15 protein-coding genes are annotated in these 16,035 nt (G+C 72.2%); 6 read left to right on the top strand and 9 right to left on the bottom strand.

What is annotated here, in order from left to right; translation table 11 throughout:
• Position 1: 1 nt before the first annotated feature.
• Complete coding sequence (gene katG / locus ACFYSC_RS20405) at positions 2 to 2,242, top strand: catalase/peroxidase HPI (protein WP_389963703.1); 2,241 nt, start codon at positions 2 to 4, stop codon at positions 2,240 to 2,242.
• A gap of 132 nt (positions 2,243 to 2,374) precedes the next feature.
• Here katG and ACFYSC_RS20400 read toward each other — a convergent pair whose 3' ends face one another.
• From ACFYSC_RS20400 to ACFYSC_RS20360, 9 genes are all read right to left on the bottom strand, one after another.
• Complete coding sequence (locus ACFYSC_RS20400) at positions 2,375 to 3,841, bottom strand: MFS transporter (protein ID WP_389963699.1); 1,467 nt, start codon at positions 3,839 to 3,841, stop codon at positions 2,375 to 2,377.
• A 353-nt stretch (positions 3,842 to 4,194) separates the two neighbouring features.
• Positions 4,195 to 6,288: a M4 family metallopeptidase gene (locus ACFYSC_RS20395; RefSeq protein WP_389963696.1), complete on the bottom strand. Its 2,094-nt coding sequence runs from the start codon at positions 6,286 to 6,288 to the stop codon at positions 4,195 to 4,197.
• 280 nt (positions 6,289 to 6,568) lie between these two features.
• Positions 6,569 to 7,531 (bottom strand): LysR family transcriptional regulator, encoded by a 963-nt coding sequence (locus ACFYSC_RS20390; RefSeq protein ID WP_389963693.1) that lies wholly within the window; start codon positions 7,529 to 7,531, stop codon positions 6,569 to 6,571.
• Positions 7,532 to 7,688: 157 nt separating this feature from the next.
• Positions 7,689 to 8,222: a chloramphenicol phosphotransferase CPT gene (cpt, locus tag ACFYSC_RS20385; protein WP_389963690.1), complete on the bottom strand. Its 534-nt coding sequence runs from the start codon at positions 8,220 to 8,222 to the stop codon at positions 7,689 to 7,691.
• Between the two features lie 183 nt (positions 8,223 to 8,405).
• The gene (locus ACFYSC_RS20380; protein WP_389963687.1) at positions 8,406 to 8,891 is read right to left on the bottom strand and encodes a hypothetical protein; all 486 of its coding nucleotides are present in this window, start codon (positions 8,889 to 8,891) and stop codon (positions 8,406 to 8,408) included.
• A 127-nt stretch (positions 8,892 to 9,018) separates the two neighbouring features.
• Complete coding sequence (locus ACFYSC_RS20375; protein ID WP_389963684.1) at positions 9,019 to 9,591, bottom strand: DUF4396 domain-containing protein; 573 nt, start codon at positions 9,589 to 9,591, stop codon at positions 9,019 to 9,021.
• Between the two features lie 189 nt (positions 9,592 to 9,780).
• Positions 9,781 to 10,329 carry a hypothetical protein gene (locus tag ACFYSC_RS20370; protein ID WP_389963682.1) on the bottom strand — a complete coding sequence of 183 codons (549 nt, stop codon included), beginning with the start codon at positions 10,327 to 10,329 and terminating at the stop codon, positions 9,781 to 9,783.
• Between the two features lie 131 nt (positions 10,330 to 10,460).
• Positions 10,461 to 11,429 (bottom strand): ankyrin repeat domain-containing protein, encoded by a 969-nt coding sequence (locus ACFYSC_RS20365; protein WP_389963679.1) that lies wholly within the window; start codon positions 11,427 to 11,429, stop codon positions 10,461 to 10,463.
• Between the two features lie 83 nt (positions 11,430 to 11,512).
• Complete coding sequence (locus ACFYSC_RS20360; RefSeq protein ID WP_389963676.1) at positions 11,513 to 12,172, bottom strand: endonuclease V; 660 nt, start codon at positions 12,170 to 12,172, stop codon at positions 11,513 to 11,515.
• Between the two features lie 26 nt (positions 12,173 to 12,198).
• Here ACFYSC_RS20360 and ACFYSC_RS20355 point away from each other — a divergent pair, with 26 nt between their 5' ends.
• The 5 genes from ACFYSC_RS20355 (at position 12,199) to ACFYSC_RS20335 (ending at position 15,983) form a co-directional block, all read left to right on the top strand.
• Positions 12,199 to 13,020 carry an MOSC domain-containing protein gene (locus tag ACFYSC_RS20355; RefSeq protein ID WP_389963673.1) on the top strand — a complete coding sequence of 274 codons (822 nt, stop codon included), beginning with the start codon at positions 12,199 to 12,201 and terminating at the stop codon, positions 13,018 to 13,020.
• A gap of 71 nt (positions 13,021 to 13,091) precedes the next feature.
• Positions 13,092 to 13,850, top strand: a complete 759-nt coding sequence (locus ACFYSC_RS20350; protein WP_389963671.1) for a protein phosphatase 2C domain-containing protein — start codon at positions 13,092 to 13,094, stop codon at positions 13,848 to 13,850.
• A gap of 441 nt (positions 13,851 to 14,291) precedes the next feature.
• Positions 14,292 to 14,528 (top strand): hypothetical protein, encoded by a 237-nt coding sequence (locus ACFYSC_RS20345; protein ID WP_389963668.1) that lies wholly within the window; start codon positions 14,292 to 14,294, stop codon positions 14,526 to 14,528.
• Between the two features lie 123 nt (positions 14,529 to 14,651).
• Positions 14,652 to 15,638, top strand: coding sequence for a hypothetical protein (locus tag ACFYSC_RS20340; protein ID WP_389963665.1), 987 nt, complete (start codon positions 14,652 to 14,654; stop codon positions 15,636 to 15,638).
• A gap of 51 nt (positions 15,639 to 15,689) precedes the next feature.
• Positions 15,690 to 15,983 (top strand): MTH1187 family thiamine-binding protein, encoded by a 294-nt coding sequence (locus tag ACFYSC_RS20335; RefSeq protein ID WP_389964454.1) that lies wholly within the window; start codon positions 15,690 to 15,692, stop codon positions 15,981 to 15,983.
• Positions 15,984 to 16,035 lie beyond the last annotated feature (52 nt).

The raw sequence follows: 16,035 nt of genomic DNA, 5'->3' as shown, positions 1-16,035 counted from the left end.
CATGACCGAGAACGACGGCACGCAGGGCGGCTGCCCGGTCGCGCACGACTCCGTGACCGCGCACGGCAGTGAGAGCGAGAACCCGGCGATCGACTCGCCGGCTCCGAAGACGGGAGGTCGTCCGCGCACGAGCCGGGACTGGTGGCCGAACCAGCTCGACCTGTCGATGCTGCGCGCGCACTCGTCCAAGAGCAACCCGCTGGGATCGGACTTCTCCTACGCCAGGGAGTTCGGGAAGCTCGACGTCGAAGCCCTCAAACACGACATCGCCGAGGTGCTCACCACCTCGCAGGACTGGTGGCCGGCCGACTTCGGCCACTACGGCGGCCTGATGATCCGGATGAGCTGGCACGCGGCGGGCACCTACCGTATCCATGACGGTCGCGGCGGGGCGGGTGACGGCTCCCAGCGGTTCGCCCCGCTCAACAGCTGGCCGGACAACGCCAACCTCGACAAGGCCCGCCGCCTGTTGTGGCCGGTCAAGCAGAAGTACGGTCAGCAGATCTCCTGGGCCGACCTGCTCGTCCTGGCCGGCAACGTCGCCCTGGAGTCGATGGGGTTCAAGACCTTCGGCTTCGGTTTCGGCCGCGAGGACATCTGGGAGCCTGAGGAGATCTTCTGGGGTCCTGAGGACACCTGGCTCGGCGACGAACGCTACACCGACGACAAGACGATGACACCCGACGTCGGCGCGACCGAGATGGGGCTCATCTACGTCAACCCGGAGGGCCCTCGCGGCAACGCGGACCCGGTCGCGGCGGCACATTTCATCCGTGAGACCTTCGCACGGATGGCGATGAACGACGAGGAGACGGTCGCCCTCATCGCCGGTGGCCACACCTTCGGCAAGACCCATGGTGCGGGCATCGCGGACGACCACGTGGGTCCGGAGCCCGAGGCCGCGTCGCTGGAGGCGCAAGGGCTCGGCTGGCTGAGCACGTACGGCACCGGCAAGGGCGCCGACACGATCACGAGTGGTCTCGAGGTGACGTGGACCGACCGGCCGACGCAGTGGAGCAACCGTTTCTTCGAGATCCTCTTCGGTCACGAGTGGGAACTCACCACGAGCCCCGGCGGCGCGAAGCAGTGGGTCGCGAAGGACGCCGAGGAGATCATCCCGGACCCGTTCGACCCGGCGAAGAAGCACAGGCCGACGATGCTCACCACCGACCTGTCGCTGCGCGTCGACCCGGAGTACCAGAAGATCTCCCGCCGCTTCCTGGAGAACCCCGACGAGTTCGCCCAGGCCTTCGCCAAGGCCTGGTACAAGCTGCTGCACCGTGACATGGGCCCGGTCAGCCGCTTCCTCGGCCCCTGGGTCCCCGAGCCCCAGCTGTGGCAGGACCCCGTTCCGGCCGTCGACCACGAACTCGTCGGTGACGGCGACATCGCCTCGCTGAAGGCGAAGATCCTGGAGTCCGGCCTCACCACCGCCCAGCTGGTCTCCACCGCCTGGGCCTCCGCCGCCAGCTTCCGCGCCACCGACAAGCGTGGCGGCGCCAACGGCGCCAGGATCCGTCTGGAGCCGCAGCGGAGCTGGGAGGTCAATCAGCCCCAGCAGCTCGCGACGGTCCTGGACCGCCTTGAGGGCATCCAGCGTGAATTCAACCAGGGCGGCGGCGCGAAGATCTCGCTCGCCGACCTGATCGTGCTGGCCGGCTCGGCCGCCGTCGAGAAGGCCGCCCGTGAGGCGGGCGTACCGGTGACGGTGCCGTTCCGCCCAGGCCGCACCGACGCCGCCCAGGAGCAGACCGACGTCGAGTCCTTCCGCGTCCTCGAACCGCGCGCCGACGGGTTCCGCAACTACGTGCGTTCCGGCGAGAAGACCCCTCCGGAGGTGCTCCTGGTCGACCGTGCTTACATGCTCAACCTCACTCCGCCGGAGATGACCGTCCTCATCGGCGGCCTGCGCTCCCTCGGGAACAACTTCGGGGGCACCCGGCACGGAGTTCTCACTGACCGGCCCGGCGTGCTCACCAACGACTTCTTCACCAACCTGCTCTCTCCGGGCACCCGGTGGAAGGTCTCGGAGTCCGAGGAGAACGTGTACGAGATCCGTGATGTGACCACCGATGCGGTGAAGTGGACCGCCACCGCGGTCGACCTCGTCTTCGGCTCCAATTCCCAGCTACGAGCCCTCGCGGAGGTCTACGCCTCCCAGGACGCCCGGGAGAGGTTCGTGACCGACTTCGTCGCGGCCTGGACCAAGGTGATGGAACTCGACCGCTTCGACCTCGCCTGAACCGCGGGAAAAGGCCGCTCTCCAATCTCTGGAGAGCGGCCTTTTCCACGTGGGCCGGCGCCACGTCTCGATCGCCCGGCATCGGCCGTGGAAGCCGGCTCGTCGGATCCTCCTTCGTGCCTCGCCGTGAGGTCAGGGGGAGGGCCGCTGCTTGGGAGCGCGGCGGTCGGCGGCGACGTCGGAGAGGGCCACCGCCAGCGTCACCGCCACGAACCCGATGGTGACGTACAGCGCGTGCCGGAACGCCGTGGCGTAGTCGCCGTGGGAGGAGGCCACCTGGGTGAAGAAGGCCGAGCCGACCACGGCGATGCCGACGGCGGTGCCGATGCGCTGCCCGGTCTGCAGCACGCCGCCCGCGCTCCCGGCGTGGGCCACCGGCACCTCCGACAGGGTGAGCGTCTGGTTGGGGGAGATCACCAGGCCGCTGCCCACGCCGGCGACCAGCAGCGGCACCGCGATCGCCCAGGCCACGTGCTGGCCGGGCACCAGCCGTACGGCGATCTCCACGGCGACGAGGCCGACCCCGACCAGCGTCAGGCCCACCGCCACCAGCGGGCGGCCGATCCGGGTGACGATCCGGCCGCCGAACACCGAGGCCGCGGCCGACCCCGCCGCGAACGGCGTGCTCGCCAGGCCCGCCGCCAGCGGCGAGTAGTGCAGGCCCTCCTGGAGGTAGATGGTCAGGATGAAGAAGATCGCGGTGAAGCCCGCGAAGTAGAGCGCCGCGATCAGGGAGCCGAGGCCGTAGGAGCGCCTGCGGAACAGCGCCAGGTCGACGACCGGCTCACCGCGCCGGGCGTACCGGCGCTCCCAGGCCACGAAGGCGCCGATCACCGCGATCCCGGCGGCCGGCAGCACCCACTTCACCGCGCCCTGCCACTCCTGGCCCTCCACCAGCGGCAGCAGGATCAGCACCACGCCGATGCCCAGCAGCAGCACGCCGACCGGGTCCATGCTCTTGCGCGGCCGCTTCTCCGCCGGTTTGGGGATGTAGCGGTAGGCCAGGACGATGGCGAGGACGCCGATCGGCACGTTGACGTCGAAGACGTAGCGCCAGCCGTCCTGCTCGCCGCCGAGACGGATGATCACCCCGCCGAGCATCGGGCCGATCGCCGTCGAGATGCCGATGGTGGCGCCCAGCAGCCCGAACGCCTTGCCACGCTCGGCGCCCCGGAAGAGCTGCTGGATGAGCCCGCTGACCTGCGGATTGATCAGCCCGCCCGCGAGTCCCTGGATGAGGCGGGCGACGACCAGCCAGGTCGAGTTCTGCGCGATGCCCGCGGCGGCGCTGGCCAGGGTGAACAGGGCGACGCCGAAGGCGAAGGCGTTGCGCCGGCCGTACATGTCGCCGAACCGCCCGGCGGGCACCAGGATCAGCCCGAAGGTGAGCGCGTAGCCGGAGACCACCCACTGCAGGTCGCTCTGCGGGGCTTCGAGGCCGGTGCGGATGGCGGGCAGGGCGACGTTGACGATGCTGACGTCCAGCAGCGTCATGAAACCCGCCACCAGGCAGACGATCAGCGCCTTCCAGCGGCGCGGGTCGGCCGCCTGGTCGTCCTGCGCGGTCGAGGTGCCTCCCTGCCGGGCCCCGGCGCTCACAGGACCGGAAGCCGGCGGGTGCCGGTCCGTCCAGCGCCGTGCCGGGTTCCGAGCGGCGTCCGCCGCGGGGTGGGAGTCATCGTTACCGCCTCGTTCTCTCCGTCGGGGAGCGCTTTCCGCTGTCCAGGAGCGCGTACCTACCCCTTTTCGTCAGGTCATTCACCATACCGACCGTCCGCGACGGACCGAGGCGGAGGATCCGCGGACGGGGGAGGTCCACGGGCGGGGAAGAGACGGGGGAGATCCACGGGTGGGGGAGAGACGGGGGAGATCTACGGGTGGGGGAGAGGAGAGACGGGTACGGCGGGCGGCCGTGGCCGCCCGCCGTACCGGGTCGCGGAGCCGTCAGCCGGTCAGGTCCGCTGCCACAGCGCCGGGACGTTCGGCGGCTCCCAGCCGGGCACCGAGGTGTGCCCCTGCAGGCACCGGTAGGTGACGCCGTCGTAGGTCACCGTGTCGCCCACGGCGTAGGAGGTCCAGGGCGCCCAGGTGCCGCCCCCCTGTCCGTCGCCGCCGACGGTGAGGGTGAGGCGCGCCGTGTGGTCGGCGTTCGCCCCGTCGGCGGTGAGGGTGACCGCGTACGTCCCCGCCGGGGTGGCCGCCGAGGTGGCGACCGTGACGGTGGCGGACTGGCCGGAGCTGATGGAGGCGGGGCTGAAGGACGCGGTCGCCCCGGAGGGCAGGCCCGAGGCGCTCAGCGTGACGTTCTGCGCGCTCCCGGAGGTGACCTGGGTGGACAGCGTCGCGGTCGCCGAGCCGCCGGGCTGCACCGTCACCGAGGACGGGTTCACCGTGACCGAGAAGTCGTTCCCGGGCGGGTTGGAGGTGCAGGACGGCTCACCGCTCTGCGCCGGGACGTTGACCGCGGACCAGGCGGCCTTGACCGCGTCGACCTCGGCGCAGCCGCCGGGGAAGAGCTGCCGGGCCGCGGCCACGGTGGCGGCGCGGGCCTTGGTGTGCGTCCACGGGACGGTCTTGCTGTTCAGCCCGGCCATGAAGATCTGTCCGGCCTTCTGGACGCCGATGCCGGTCAGGGCGGACGGCCCGGAGCAGACGGGGCTGGACGGCTTTCCCGGCGGGTTGGTGCCCTCGGCGAGCAGGTAGAACCAGTGGTTCTGCGGGCCGGCCGCCGCGTGCACCTCGGTGTTCGGGATGGACGAGCTGTAGCAGTTCGGGTCGCCCAGCGCGCCCGGGTTGTACATGTTGCGGATCGGGCCGTTGCCGACGAGGTTGACCTCCTCGCCGACCGTGTAGTCCGGCGGGTCGGCGGAGTTGGCGGCGAAGTGCTCGGTCAGCGCGCCGAAGATGTCGCCGGTCGACTCGTTCAGGCCGCCGGCCTCGTTGCCGCTGCCCGCGCCGCCGGACCCGGAGAACTGGAAGATCGCGTGGCCGAACTCGTGGGCCACCACGTCCATCGGCGTGGCCTGCTGGGTGCCGGCCTGGTTGCGCCCGAAGTTGGTGTAGGAGCCGTTCCAGTAGGCGTTGACGTCGGTCAGCCCGACCCGGGCCGGGAACGCGCCGCCCGAGCCGTTGAACCCGTTGCGGCCCAGCCAGGAGCGCAGCATGTCCCACTCGTGCTGGGCGGCGTACAGCGCGTCCACGCAGGCGGTCTCCAGGTCGGTGCCCCGCCCGTTGCCCCAGGAGTCGTCGGGGCCGGTGTAGGCGGAGCCGTTCTGCCCGCCGCAGCGCAGGCCCGGCCGGGTGCCGTCGGTCATCGAGTAGGAGCCGCCGGAGCCGGAGGTCTGGATGGTCACCGGGTTGCCGTTGTAGAAGCCGTTGCCGGTGCCGGCGCGCACGTCGTCGTAGGAGTCGACGACCGAGCCGTCCCTGGCGTCCACGAAGACGTGCAGCACGCTCGGGACGCCGTCCGCGGTGGCGCCGGTGACCACGACCTCCCACGCCGTGCGGGGCCGCGGCCCGGCGGCGTGGACGACGAGCCGGGGCGTGTCCGTGCCCTCCACGGACGACATCAGGCCGCGGGCGGTGGCGGCCGCGGCGTCGGCGCCGACCTTGCTCGTCACGTCCACCTTGATCTCGGCCCGCTGCCCGGAGACCACGGACCCGACCCGCTCTCCCGTGCCGTCGGTGGCGACGATCACGTCGCCGCCGTAGACCGGCAGGCCGCGGTGGGTGCGAGTGTAGGTGAGGTACTGCAGGCCGCGGGTCCCGCTGACGGTCCTGGACAGGGTGAAGGCGTCGTCGGGGCTCTTGAACAGCGCGCCGGACCTGGCGGCGAGGGCGTCCGCGGCGCTGGCGGCCGCGCGCCTGCGCGCCTCGGGGCCGGGCGGCGCGAACGCCGGAGGGTCGGCGGGCGCGGTGCGGGCGGCGGGGACCGCCTGCGCCGCGGTGGCGGGGGAGGCTGGGGCCGCGGCGTGCGCCGCCGGGCCCGTGGTCATGGCGGCGGCCGCCAGTACGGCGACCGCGCCCAGTCTGGCCTTGGAATTCACGCGGGGTGACTCCTTCTCGGTTTCCCCTGGGGGGTGGAGGGACGCGAGGAGCCCGGGACGCCCGGTGGCGGACCCCGTGAGGGAGCCCGCCGGGAGGCGTTCCGACGGTTCGGGCTGGACCAAAACTGACATCGCCGCGGCGGGCGGAGTACCCCACGAAATTCCATAACCCGGCCATATGGGGAGGGCGCGGTGGCAGGGTCGGAGCGTCCCGGATGAGCCCGGACCGCCGTGGGGAACCCGGGGAGTCGCCTGGCCGGCCCGGCGGGCTCCGGGCCCCTCAGGTCAGCGAGGCGAGGGGGCCGTGGCGGTCCAGCCACGCCGCGTAGACCGGGGAGCGGCCCACCCCGGCCCAGTAGGCGGCGGTGACCGCCTGGACCAGCGAGGCGGAGTGCGGGGCCACCGGACCCCGCTCGGTCCACCCGATCATGTGACGGAAACGCAGCGGGGTCCCGGCGAGGGGCCGGATGGCGATCCCGGGGTAGCCCTTGCTCGTCGCCTGGAACATCCCCACGCACCTGGCCGAGGCGATGAGGTCGAGGGCGAGGCCGAGGTCGGCGGAGTAGGCGACCTGCGGTGCGAAGCCCTGTCCGGCGCAGGCGGACCAGAAGTGCTCCCGGTGCCCCGTCTCGGCCAGCGCGTGCAGGCTCCAGTCCTCGGCCGCGAGGTCGCGCAGCGCGATCTCCTCCCGCCGGGCGAGCGGGTGGGACTCGGCCAGTCCCACGAAGATCGGCTCGACGGCGACGCCCGCGTACCGGACGCCCGGGGGCGGCGACAGCTCGTGCCCCGGGTAGTCGCCGAGGGTGGCCAGCTCCAGCCGCTCGGACTCCAGCAGCCCCGGGAGGAGGTCCATGGCCTCCTCGGTGCGGACGACGACGTCGGCGCCCGGCAGCAGCTCGCCGAGGCATTTGATCACGTTGATCGCCAGGTGGCTGGACATGCAGCCCACCCGGACCGTGACCCGCTCGGCGGCCTGCCCGGCGTAGCGCATGCCGTCCCGGCGCAGCTCGTCGAAGGCCGGCAGCAGCGAGCGCGAGCGCACCAGCACCCAGGAGCCGAGCTGGGTGGGCCGGGCCCCGTCCCTGCCCCGCTCGAACAGCGGCCCGCCGAACATCCGCTCGATGCGCCGCAGCTGCGTGGCGAGCGCCGGCTGGGACATCTTCAGCGCGGTCGCCGCCTTGGAGATGCTGCCCGAGTCGGCTATCGCGCAGATCGCGCGCAGATGACGTACTTCCAGGTCCACAACGGCAGGTTAATAGTAAACAACCTTTCCGGTAAGCCCTTCGGTGGAAACGGCCGGAAACGGCCCGCCGAGCAGGGCGTCCCCGCCGCGGCGCCGTCGGCGCTCCGGGGGCCGGCCGCCCGTCCGGCCGGTCGCTCCGGATGGGGGTGAGGGCCGGTCAGCGGACGTGGGCGGCGATGGCGCGGGCGCACACGACGGACTCGGTGCGCGTCGTGTCCACCTCCACGTCGTAGCGCACGCCGTCATGGACGATCCGCGCCTGCGACGCGGCCATCCCGATGACCCGGTCGCCGCGCGCGATCTCCCGTCCGGCGGCGACCTCGCCCTCGCACCGCACCCCGGCCCACAGGACCTCGATGCCGTCCAGGGCGTCCAGCCAGCGCCGCTGGGACGTCGCGCCGCCGAGGAAGACCTCGTCGAGGATGATCCGTGCGCCCTTCCGGGCCATCGTGGCGATGCCGGCCATCCATGCGCTCTCCAGCTCCCGGAACGCCGGTCCGACGTTCACCCCGCCGTCCGGGGTGAGCTCGATGCCCGCCGCCGAGGTCCGCATGGACGCGGGCATCGCCTCGATCAGCGAGTCCACCCCGAAGGCCAGCCACGGGTGCGGCAGCACCGCCTGCAGGCATCTGACGATCCCGGACTTCCCGGAGCTGGAGCCGCCGTTGAGAATGATCATCTGTGTCGTCACCGGGCCACGGTAGAGGAGGGGGACCGGGGTCAGAAACGGTTTTCCGGTCCGGCGGCGAGACGGCCGGGGCCGGCCGTACGCGTGGTGGCCCGGGAGGGGGCGCGTGTACGGCGTCCCGGAAACGGGGGACCCGGTGGCGGCGCCAAGGGGAGGCGCGCCACCGGGTCCGTCGCGGCCCGCCGGTCAGACCTGCCGGAGGGTCCACCTCTGCTCGCCCTCGCCGAAGGGGAGCAGCCTGACGGGGGTGTCCTCGCCCTCACCGGTCATGTAGAAGGACGAGCCCAGGGCGATGACGACCCGGTCGCCACCGGCGTCGGCGACGGTCCACGTCATGTCCGTGCCGGAGCCGCAGGGCGCGGTGCCGACGAACGGCGGATAGATGCGCAGTCGGCTCATGGTCAGGCAGTTCTCCGTGCCGGCCTGCTTGATGACGTAGCGGCCCCCCTCCTCTTCGGAGGAGATCAGCTCCCACGAGGTGTCACACTCGCCGGTCCGCACCATGGCGGAGGGCTCGCTGTCACTCCGCAGGCAGTACCCGCCCGCGTCGACGATCCGGTAGGTGCCCGGCTCGACGGCCGCCGCCGAGGACGCCAGGGCGGGGGCCGCCGGAGCGGCGGAGGCGACCGCGGCCAGGACGGCGGCGGCGGCGAGGGAGAGGCGGACGCGCATGGGTGATCCCCTTCCGATCGGTGACTCTGGGTAATGAATGGTTACACAGAGTTCCAAGCGATGGGAGGCCGTGGCCGCTCGCGGCCTGTCCGGATCAGGACGTCGTCCCGCCTGGCGTCCCCGGTCGTCAGTGGTGGTGGGCGTGGGCGACGGCGTGCCCCCGGCCGCGGGCGATCATCCAGCGGTTGACCGGCACCGTCACCACGAAGGCCAGGGCAAGGGAGAAGGCCAGCGACGCCCAGAACAGCACGGTGGTCAGACCGGCGTCCATGGCCCCGGGGACGGCGACCATCACGGTGTTGTCGATGATCTCCATGACCAGGATGGAGACGGTGTCGGCGGCCAGGGCCACCTTCAGTGCCTGCCGGAGGGTCAGCCCGGCCCGGAGCATGCCGCGCATGGTGAGCGCGTAGCCGAAGACGAAGGCCAGCGCGACCGACAGCGCCACGACGGCGCCCGAGTGCAGCCCGGCCGCGGTCCCGATGACCATGCCCAGGACCTCGCCGATGGCGCATCCGGTCAGGCAGTGCAGCGTCGCCTGTACGGCGGTGCGCCAGGAGGCGTCGCCGTGGGCGCGGCCGTGGTCGTGGGGTCCTCCCCGGGCGCCGTCGTGCCCGCCGGTGGAGACGTCCGCGTGGTCGTGGGTGTCATCGTGGGGGCGCGCGCCGTCACCGTGGCCGGTGTGGTCTGTGCGGTCCATACTCCTCGCCACTTCCCTTCCTCCCTGATCGCGAACCGTCCGGCCCGCCCTCCAAGGAACCGGATACCCCCTCCAGGTATTCCGGCGATATGGGGGACGACGCGGCGGCGTTCCGGGAGACGCATGGGACGCGGCCGTCGCGGATCCGGCCCGGACCCCACCGGACACGGCCGGACGCCGCCGGATCCCTCAGCCGGAGGCGTGCTGCCAGTAGGGGTCGCGATAGAGCACCACCGAGGGCCCGCGCAGCAGCTCGTCGGGGGCCGAGACCAGGATGAGCTCGCCCTCCGCCTCCAGGCGGCGCAGGATCTCCCGGACCCGCGGGCCCACCGGCAGACGGCCCACGGGAAGGCCCAGGGCGTCGCGGACGGCGTCGGCCACCTGCGACAGGCGGAACGGCTCCCTCATCGGCGCGATGAGCGTGCGGACGACCTCGGGGGTGATCATCCTCTCGGCTTCGGCGTAGGCGAGGTTCCAGGTGACCTGGACCTTGCGGCGGCCGGTGCCGGCGCAGGCCGTGCACGTCTGCGAGTAGCCCGGCACGATGTCCTCGGTGGTGGAGCCCAGGCAGGCGGTGCACTGCTTCGTCTCCAGGGCGTGCAGCTCGGCCGCGGCCCGGTCGGGAAGCCGTTTCCCGCAGAAGCAGAGATAGGTCCGGTAGCCGCCCCCGACCAGGGCGAGGTCGTCGGCGTCCTCGGGAATCTCGTTCCACGTCGCGGTGATCGTGTGCTTTTCCATGGTTGTGCGACTCTACCGATCTCGGCCTCGCACCCGCCCGTTCCCCGCGTCGTGCCGCCCGCGGAACCCGCGCGGGACCGGCTCCGCGCCCGCCCGGGGCCCGGTCCCGCGCCGCCCGCCGCGCGTCCCCGTCAGGCCGCCGGCGTGACGGGGACCAGCCGCATCGGCGCGCTCCAGAGCCACTCCTCGGTGACGTAGGCGCCGGTCAGCAGGGTCATCAGCGCCAGGATCCGCTCAGCGGAGGTGGAGGGGTGCGCGCCGCAGTCGCCGAAGTGGCACATCCACAGCTCCAGCGGGCTGTCGTCGCTGAGCTGGTCGTAGACCGAGGGCCGTCCGACGTTGAACCCGTCGCGCCAGATGTCCACCGAGGAGCCGCAGTCGGGGAAGGCCCCGGCCAGCACTCCGCCCCCGGTGGTGACCATCCGGGCGACGCCGTCCCGCACCGGCAGGGAGCCCTCGGGCTGGGCGAGCACCACCCCGCCGCCGGGCGGGCAGGCCACTCGCAGCACCTCGCCGTCGCGGGCCCGCTCCGCCTCCCGCAGCGCGCCGGCCGCCATCGGCGGGCACAGACCGGGGGAGGACCCCAGGCGCCGGACGACCTCCTCCTCGCTCACCCCGCCCACGAAGGCCAGGCAGAAGCCCTCGGCGTAGTCCTCGTAGGAGAACATCATCTCGTCGACGGTCTCCTGGAGGTCGCGCAGCCGGTGCCCGATGCGCGGCGCCCCGGGGAGGTCCGCGAACATTCCGGCCAGCTCGGTGAAGAGGGCCTGCACGCCGGGGGAGCGCCCGGCGATGCACGGCCGCCACGGGTCGGCGCCCGCGTCCAGCAGCACCCGCACGGCGTCCTCCTGGCCGTGCCGTACGGCCTCCCACAGCGGGGTCGCGCCGTACCGGTCGGCGGGATCGACCTCGGCGCCCGCGGCGAGCAGCAGCTCGATCACCCGCGTCGCGCCCTCCTGCGCCGCCTGGTGCAGCGGCGTCGAGCGCAGCCAGAAGAGCCGCCGGCCGGGATCGAACCCGCCCGCCAGACGCGCCCTGATCTCCTCCAGGTTCGTGTCACGCCAGACGCCGACGTCCCCGCTCCACTGGTCGTCACTCACGTTCCGATCCCATCTCATCACACTGAAGGATCAAACCAGCCTAAGCCGACATTTTCCCTCGGCGTCCGGATCAAGCGTCCGGATCAGAAGCCCGCCAGGGCCCGGCGGGACAGCCGATCGGCGACGCGGGTGGTCTCCGGGAGACGGTAGGAGGGGGTCAGCGCGAGGACGTTGTGGCAGGCCGTGTCCAGGTCGACGCGGTGGCCCACCGAGACGAAGACCGGCTTGACCCCGTCCCGGGTGCGCAGCACGCGGCCGACGACCTCGCCGTCCAGCGTCAGATCACTCGCCGAGCCCCGCTCCGGGCCGGGATCGGCGTAGGAGCCGACGAAGGCCGTCTTGCCGACCCCGATCGCCGGCAGGCCGGTCAGCACGCCCAGGTGGCAGGCCAGACCGAAACGGCGGGGGTGGGCCAGGCCGTACCCGTCGCACACGACCAGGTCCGGGGTGACGGTCAGGCGGCCCAGGGCGTCGAGGAGGGCGGGCAGCTCCCGGAAGGCCAGCAGGCCCGGGACGTAGTCGAACGCCACCGATCCGCCGGCCGCCACCTGCTCGACGACCTCCAGCGTGCCGCCGTCCAGCACCGCCACCGCCGCGGCCAGCCGGTCCCCGGCGTAGGCCACGTCCACCCCGGCCACCAGGGCGGGCCGCCGGGGTCCCGGCCCGGTGAGGTCCAGCAGCGGCCGCAACTCGTCCTGGATCGCCTCGGCCTCGGCGACGGACCGGGGGGTTCGTGTCTTCATGAACCTATGATCGGTATTTTTGTGGCATGAGTGTGTACCGGGGTCGTGTCCAGCGGGTTCTCAGGTGGCCGGTGAAGTCGCTGCGCGGCGAGGAACTCGGGGAGGCGCTCCTCGACGGGCGCGGCCTGGCCGGGGACCGCGCCTACTCGCTGGTCGACGAGCGCGAGCACCACGGCGGCAAGGTGCTGACCGTGCGGCAGCGCGCCGAGATGCTCCACTGGCGCGGCGCCCTGCTCACGACGGCCGGCGCCGGGACCGGCCCGGACGCCCCGGACGGCCCCGGTGATCCCGGTGATCCCGACGGTCCCGGCGGTACGGCGGGCGGGCCCCTGCTGACCGCCCCCGACGGCACCGTCTGGCACTGGGACGACCCCGGCCTGACCGCCGCTCTGCGGGAGTCCCTGGGCGTTCCGCTGAGCCTGCGCGCCGCCGACGGCCAGCAGGACCGCGGGCCGACCGTCCTGGTGACCTGCGAGGCGTCCCGCGCGGCGCTGGAGGAGGAGCTGGGCATGCCGCTGGACGTGCTGCGGTTCCGCCCGAATCTGCACCTCGACCTCGACGCGCCGGCCTTCGCCGAGGAGGACTGGGGCCCGGGGACCGTGATCACCGCGGGAGACGCGGAGCTCACGGTGACCGGCCCCCACACCGGTCCGTGCATCCGCTGCGCCGTGCCGAGCTGGGACCCGCACGGCCGGGAGCGCCGGCCCGAACTGCAGAAATGGCTGATCGCCGAGCACGCGAACAAGTTCGGCGTCATCATGCGGGTCACCCGCCCCGGCACCGTACGGCGGGACGACCCCGTGACCGCGAGCCCCGCGCCCCCGGAGGCGCGGGAGGGCGAGGACTGAGGACTGAGTCCCCGAGGGAAGCTCCGGCGGCCCCGGCCGCCGGGCCCGACACCGACGGAGACCCGCACCGGATGCGCATCACCCACGAGACCGCCGCGGCTCCCGACCGCCCGCGCAACGAGGACTTCGTGGTCACCGGCCCCGACTGGGCCGTCGTGCTCGACGGCGCGACCGCCCCGGCCGGTGTCGTCTCCGGCTGCGTGCACGACGTGCCGTGGCTGGTCGCCCGGCTCGGCGGCGCCCTGGCCCACCGGCTCGCGACGGGGTCGCGGGAGAGCCTGCCCGACCTGGTGGCCGCCGTCATCCGGGACACGATGACCGCGCACGGCGACGCCTGCGACCTGACCGGCCCCGACAGCCCCTCGTCGACGATGGCAGTCCTGCGGCGGCGCGGCGGCACACTGGACTACCTGGTGCTGTGCGACTCGCCGATCGTGCTGCGGCACACCGGCGGCGCCGTCACCGTGCTCGACGACGACCGCCTCGACCACCTGCCGGGAGGCCGGCCGTACGGCCTGGAGCTGGTCCGCGGCCTGCGCAACCGTCCGGGCGGGTTCTGGGTGGCGTCCGTCGTCCCGGAGGCGGCGTACGAGGCGCGGGCCGGGTCGGTGCCGCTGGCGGACGTGTCGGGCGCGCTGCTGGCCACCGACGGTGTGACCCGCCTGGTCGAGGCGTACGGCTGGACGTGGGAGCGGCTCGTCGCCGTCGCGGACGCCGACGGGCCCGGCCGGCTCATCGCCGAGGTGCGCGCCGCCGAACTGGAGCACGGCGCGCCGCACCCGACCGCCAAGCCCCACGACGACGCCACCGCGATCTGGATGACCTGGTGACGCACTCCGGCCCCTGATCGTGGTTCCGGCGGAGAACGGTCTTGTCGAGAGGGCCTCGCCAACCGGAGAGACCTCCGGCATGGATGCCACCCAAATAATCCTTATGAAAAATCCTGTGAAGAATCCCTCTCTCTCCGGCACGGCCGTGCAGCAGGTCATGACGGCCGTCGGCGCGACCGCAGTACGGCGGACGACATCGAGGTGATGAGCAGAACCACGGGATCGGTCTTCCACCCGTTGGATCGCCCGTCGACGACTCGGTAGGGTGGCGCGCGGACCGTCTCCTGGTGATAGCGGGTGGCTGGTCAAGGGTCTGTTCCGGTGTTCCCGCACTGGAGCAGACCCGTTGTCGTTAAAGGCGACCTCATCTGTACCTGCTGTCTGTACAGTGAGCGCTGCGTGGGTGTGCGCGAGTTATGTTCACCTGGGGAAGGTGATCGCATGAGTGAACCTGTCACCGAGCGCCACCCTGTTGCGGTGGGCGACATAGCGGTGCTGCTGGCTGTGTCGGTTCATACCGTCAATCAGTGGCGACAGCGTGCCGCGCACGCTAAGAGAGTCGAGCCGTTCCCTCCTGCCGCCGGCAAGGTCGCCGGTGTGGACTACTGGTGGGATCTCGACATCTTGGGATGGGCTCAGCGCACCGGCCGCATCAAGGAGGCGTCGCCTGGGCCGTGAAGGCCGTCGACGTGACGTCCCGGCAGCGTGTGCTGCCGTAGTCGAGTACAACCTGCCGTCCGGTGCGGGAACACCGGGCTGGCCGTTGATTCACCCCCTGCTACCACCAGGAGGAACAGCCCTGTGGGCTACGCACTACGCCGCTGGCTTGCCGACCGTCTCCCTGCGGGACTGTCTTCGGGCGAGCGGTTGGTCGCGCTGGAGATCGCCGACCAGGCCAATGAGCAGACTCGCCGCGCCTACGGCAGAGGCATGTTGAAGACGGTGGTCCGTCGGACCGGCTACGCAGATGAGAAGCAACTCGGCAAGGTGCTGGGCAAGCTCAGCGCGAACGGCATCGAGTTGCGTGTCCCTGTTCGCGACAAGGAAGGCCGGATCGTCGTGGACAGCCGGGGAAGAACGGTCTATGCCTGCAAGGGACATGAGCTGAACTTCTATGTTCCGCTGTCTGAGGAATGCCCCGTGCTGAAGGTCTCCCAAGAGGGGGACCAAAGCACACCTGAAAGCTCCGCCGCTCGGAGGACCAAAAACGCCGAAGGTCCCCTGCGGAGTCCCAAAGGTCCCCCGCCTGGTCCCCAAAGGTCCCCCGCCTGGTCCTCAAAGGTCCTCCGTTCGGGGGCCCCTTCTCCTCAATCTCCCCAAGAGAACACCTCATCTCTCCTAAACAGAGCCATGCGGCAGGTCATGACGGCCGTCGGCGCGACCGCCGAGGAGGCGAGAGAGATGATCGAGATCATCAGGACGGACAACCCCGGGATCCGGGCGCTCCCGGCTTACCTCACCCGTATGGAGGGCAACGGCACCCTGGGTGTTCTTCTGGAACGGGTCCGCGCCGGGGAACGCGCCGTCTCCCGTGTGACGCCGACGCCGACGCCGACGCCGCCGCCGTACGCCGAGATCCACGCCTCCCAGGCGATCCAAGCCGTTCCGGTGCAGCGCGACGCCGAGCCGCCGCACCGGGACCGGTCCATCGCCGCCGCCCGCGCCCGTCTCCGAGAGGTCACCATGCGCGCCGCCGGACCGCCTCGGCCGCCGGACGTCATTTCGGAGCCGACGCGGGCCGGTCCGCACCCGCGCGGTCGGGCATGCACGGGCGGGTGGGCAGAATGAGCTGTCCGGTGGGGGCGAGGCTTTCATCCAGGGGAGGAGAAGGGCATGTCGGTGCTGGTGGCGTTCAGTGTGACGCCGATCGGGGTGGGGGAGGACGTCGGCGAGTTCGTCGCCGAGGCGGTGCGGGTGGTCCGCGCGTCGGGCCTGCCGAACCGCACGGACGCCATGTTCACCACGGTCGAGGGTGACGACTGGGACCAGGTGATGGGGGTCGTCGGGGACGCGGTCGCGGCGGTGGAGGCCCGGTGCGGGCGGGTCAGCCTCGTGCTGAAGGCCGACATCCGCGCGGGCGGGGGCGGCCGGATGGAGAGCAAGGTCGCCACCGTGGAGCGGCACCTGGCGTGAGCCCGGTCGTTCGGCGGGTGACCGCGGGGGCGTCTCACCCCGGTCGTCCCGT

The sequence above is a fragment of the Streptosporangium sp. NPDC004379 genome (assembly GCF_042873875.1).
In the GTDB taxonomy this organism is placed as follows: domain Bacteria; phylum Actinomycetota; class Actinomycetes; order Streptosporangiales; family Streptosporangiaceae; genus Streptosporangium.
Note: the sequence above shows the minus strand (reverse complement) of the source record. Positions and strands in the feature narration are given on the sequence as shown.

Bases quoted from the DNA above. Each gene is read 5' to 3' on its own strand.
- ACFYSC_RS20350 (WP_389963671.1), top strand. From the start codon at position 13,092: ATGCGCATCACCCACGAGACCGCCGCGGCTCCCGACCGCCCGCGCAAC.
- ACFYSC_RS20355 (WP_389963673.1), top strand. From the start codon at position 12,199: ATGAGTGTGTACCGGGGTCGTGTCCAGCGGGTTCTCAGGTGGCCGGTG.
- ACFYSC_RS20375 (WP_389963684.1), bottom strand. From the start codon at position 9,591: ATGGACCGCACAGACCACACCGGCCACGGTGACGGCGCGCGCCCCCAC.
- ACFYSC_RS20380 (WP_389963687.1), bottom strand. From the start codon at position 8,891: ATGCGCGTCCGCCTCTCCCTCGCCGCCGCCGCCGTCCTGGCCGCGGTC.
- ACFYSC_RS20370 (WP_389963682.1), bottom strand. From the start codon at position 10,329: ATGGAAAAGCACACGATCACCGCGACGTGGAACGAGATTCCCGAGGAC.
- katG (WP_389963703.1), top strand. From the start codon at position 2: ATGACCGAGAACGACGGCACGCAGGGCGGCTGCCCGGTCGCGCACGAC.
- ACFYSC_RS20345 (WP_389963668.1), top strand. From the start codon at position 14,292: ATGAGTGAACCTGTCACCGAGCGCCACCCTGTTGCGGTGGGCGACATA.
- ACFYSC_RS20360 (WP_389963676.1), bottom strand. From the start codon at position 12,172: ATGAAGACACGAACCCCCCGGTCCGTCGCCGAGGCCGAGGCGATCCAG.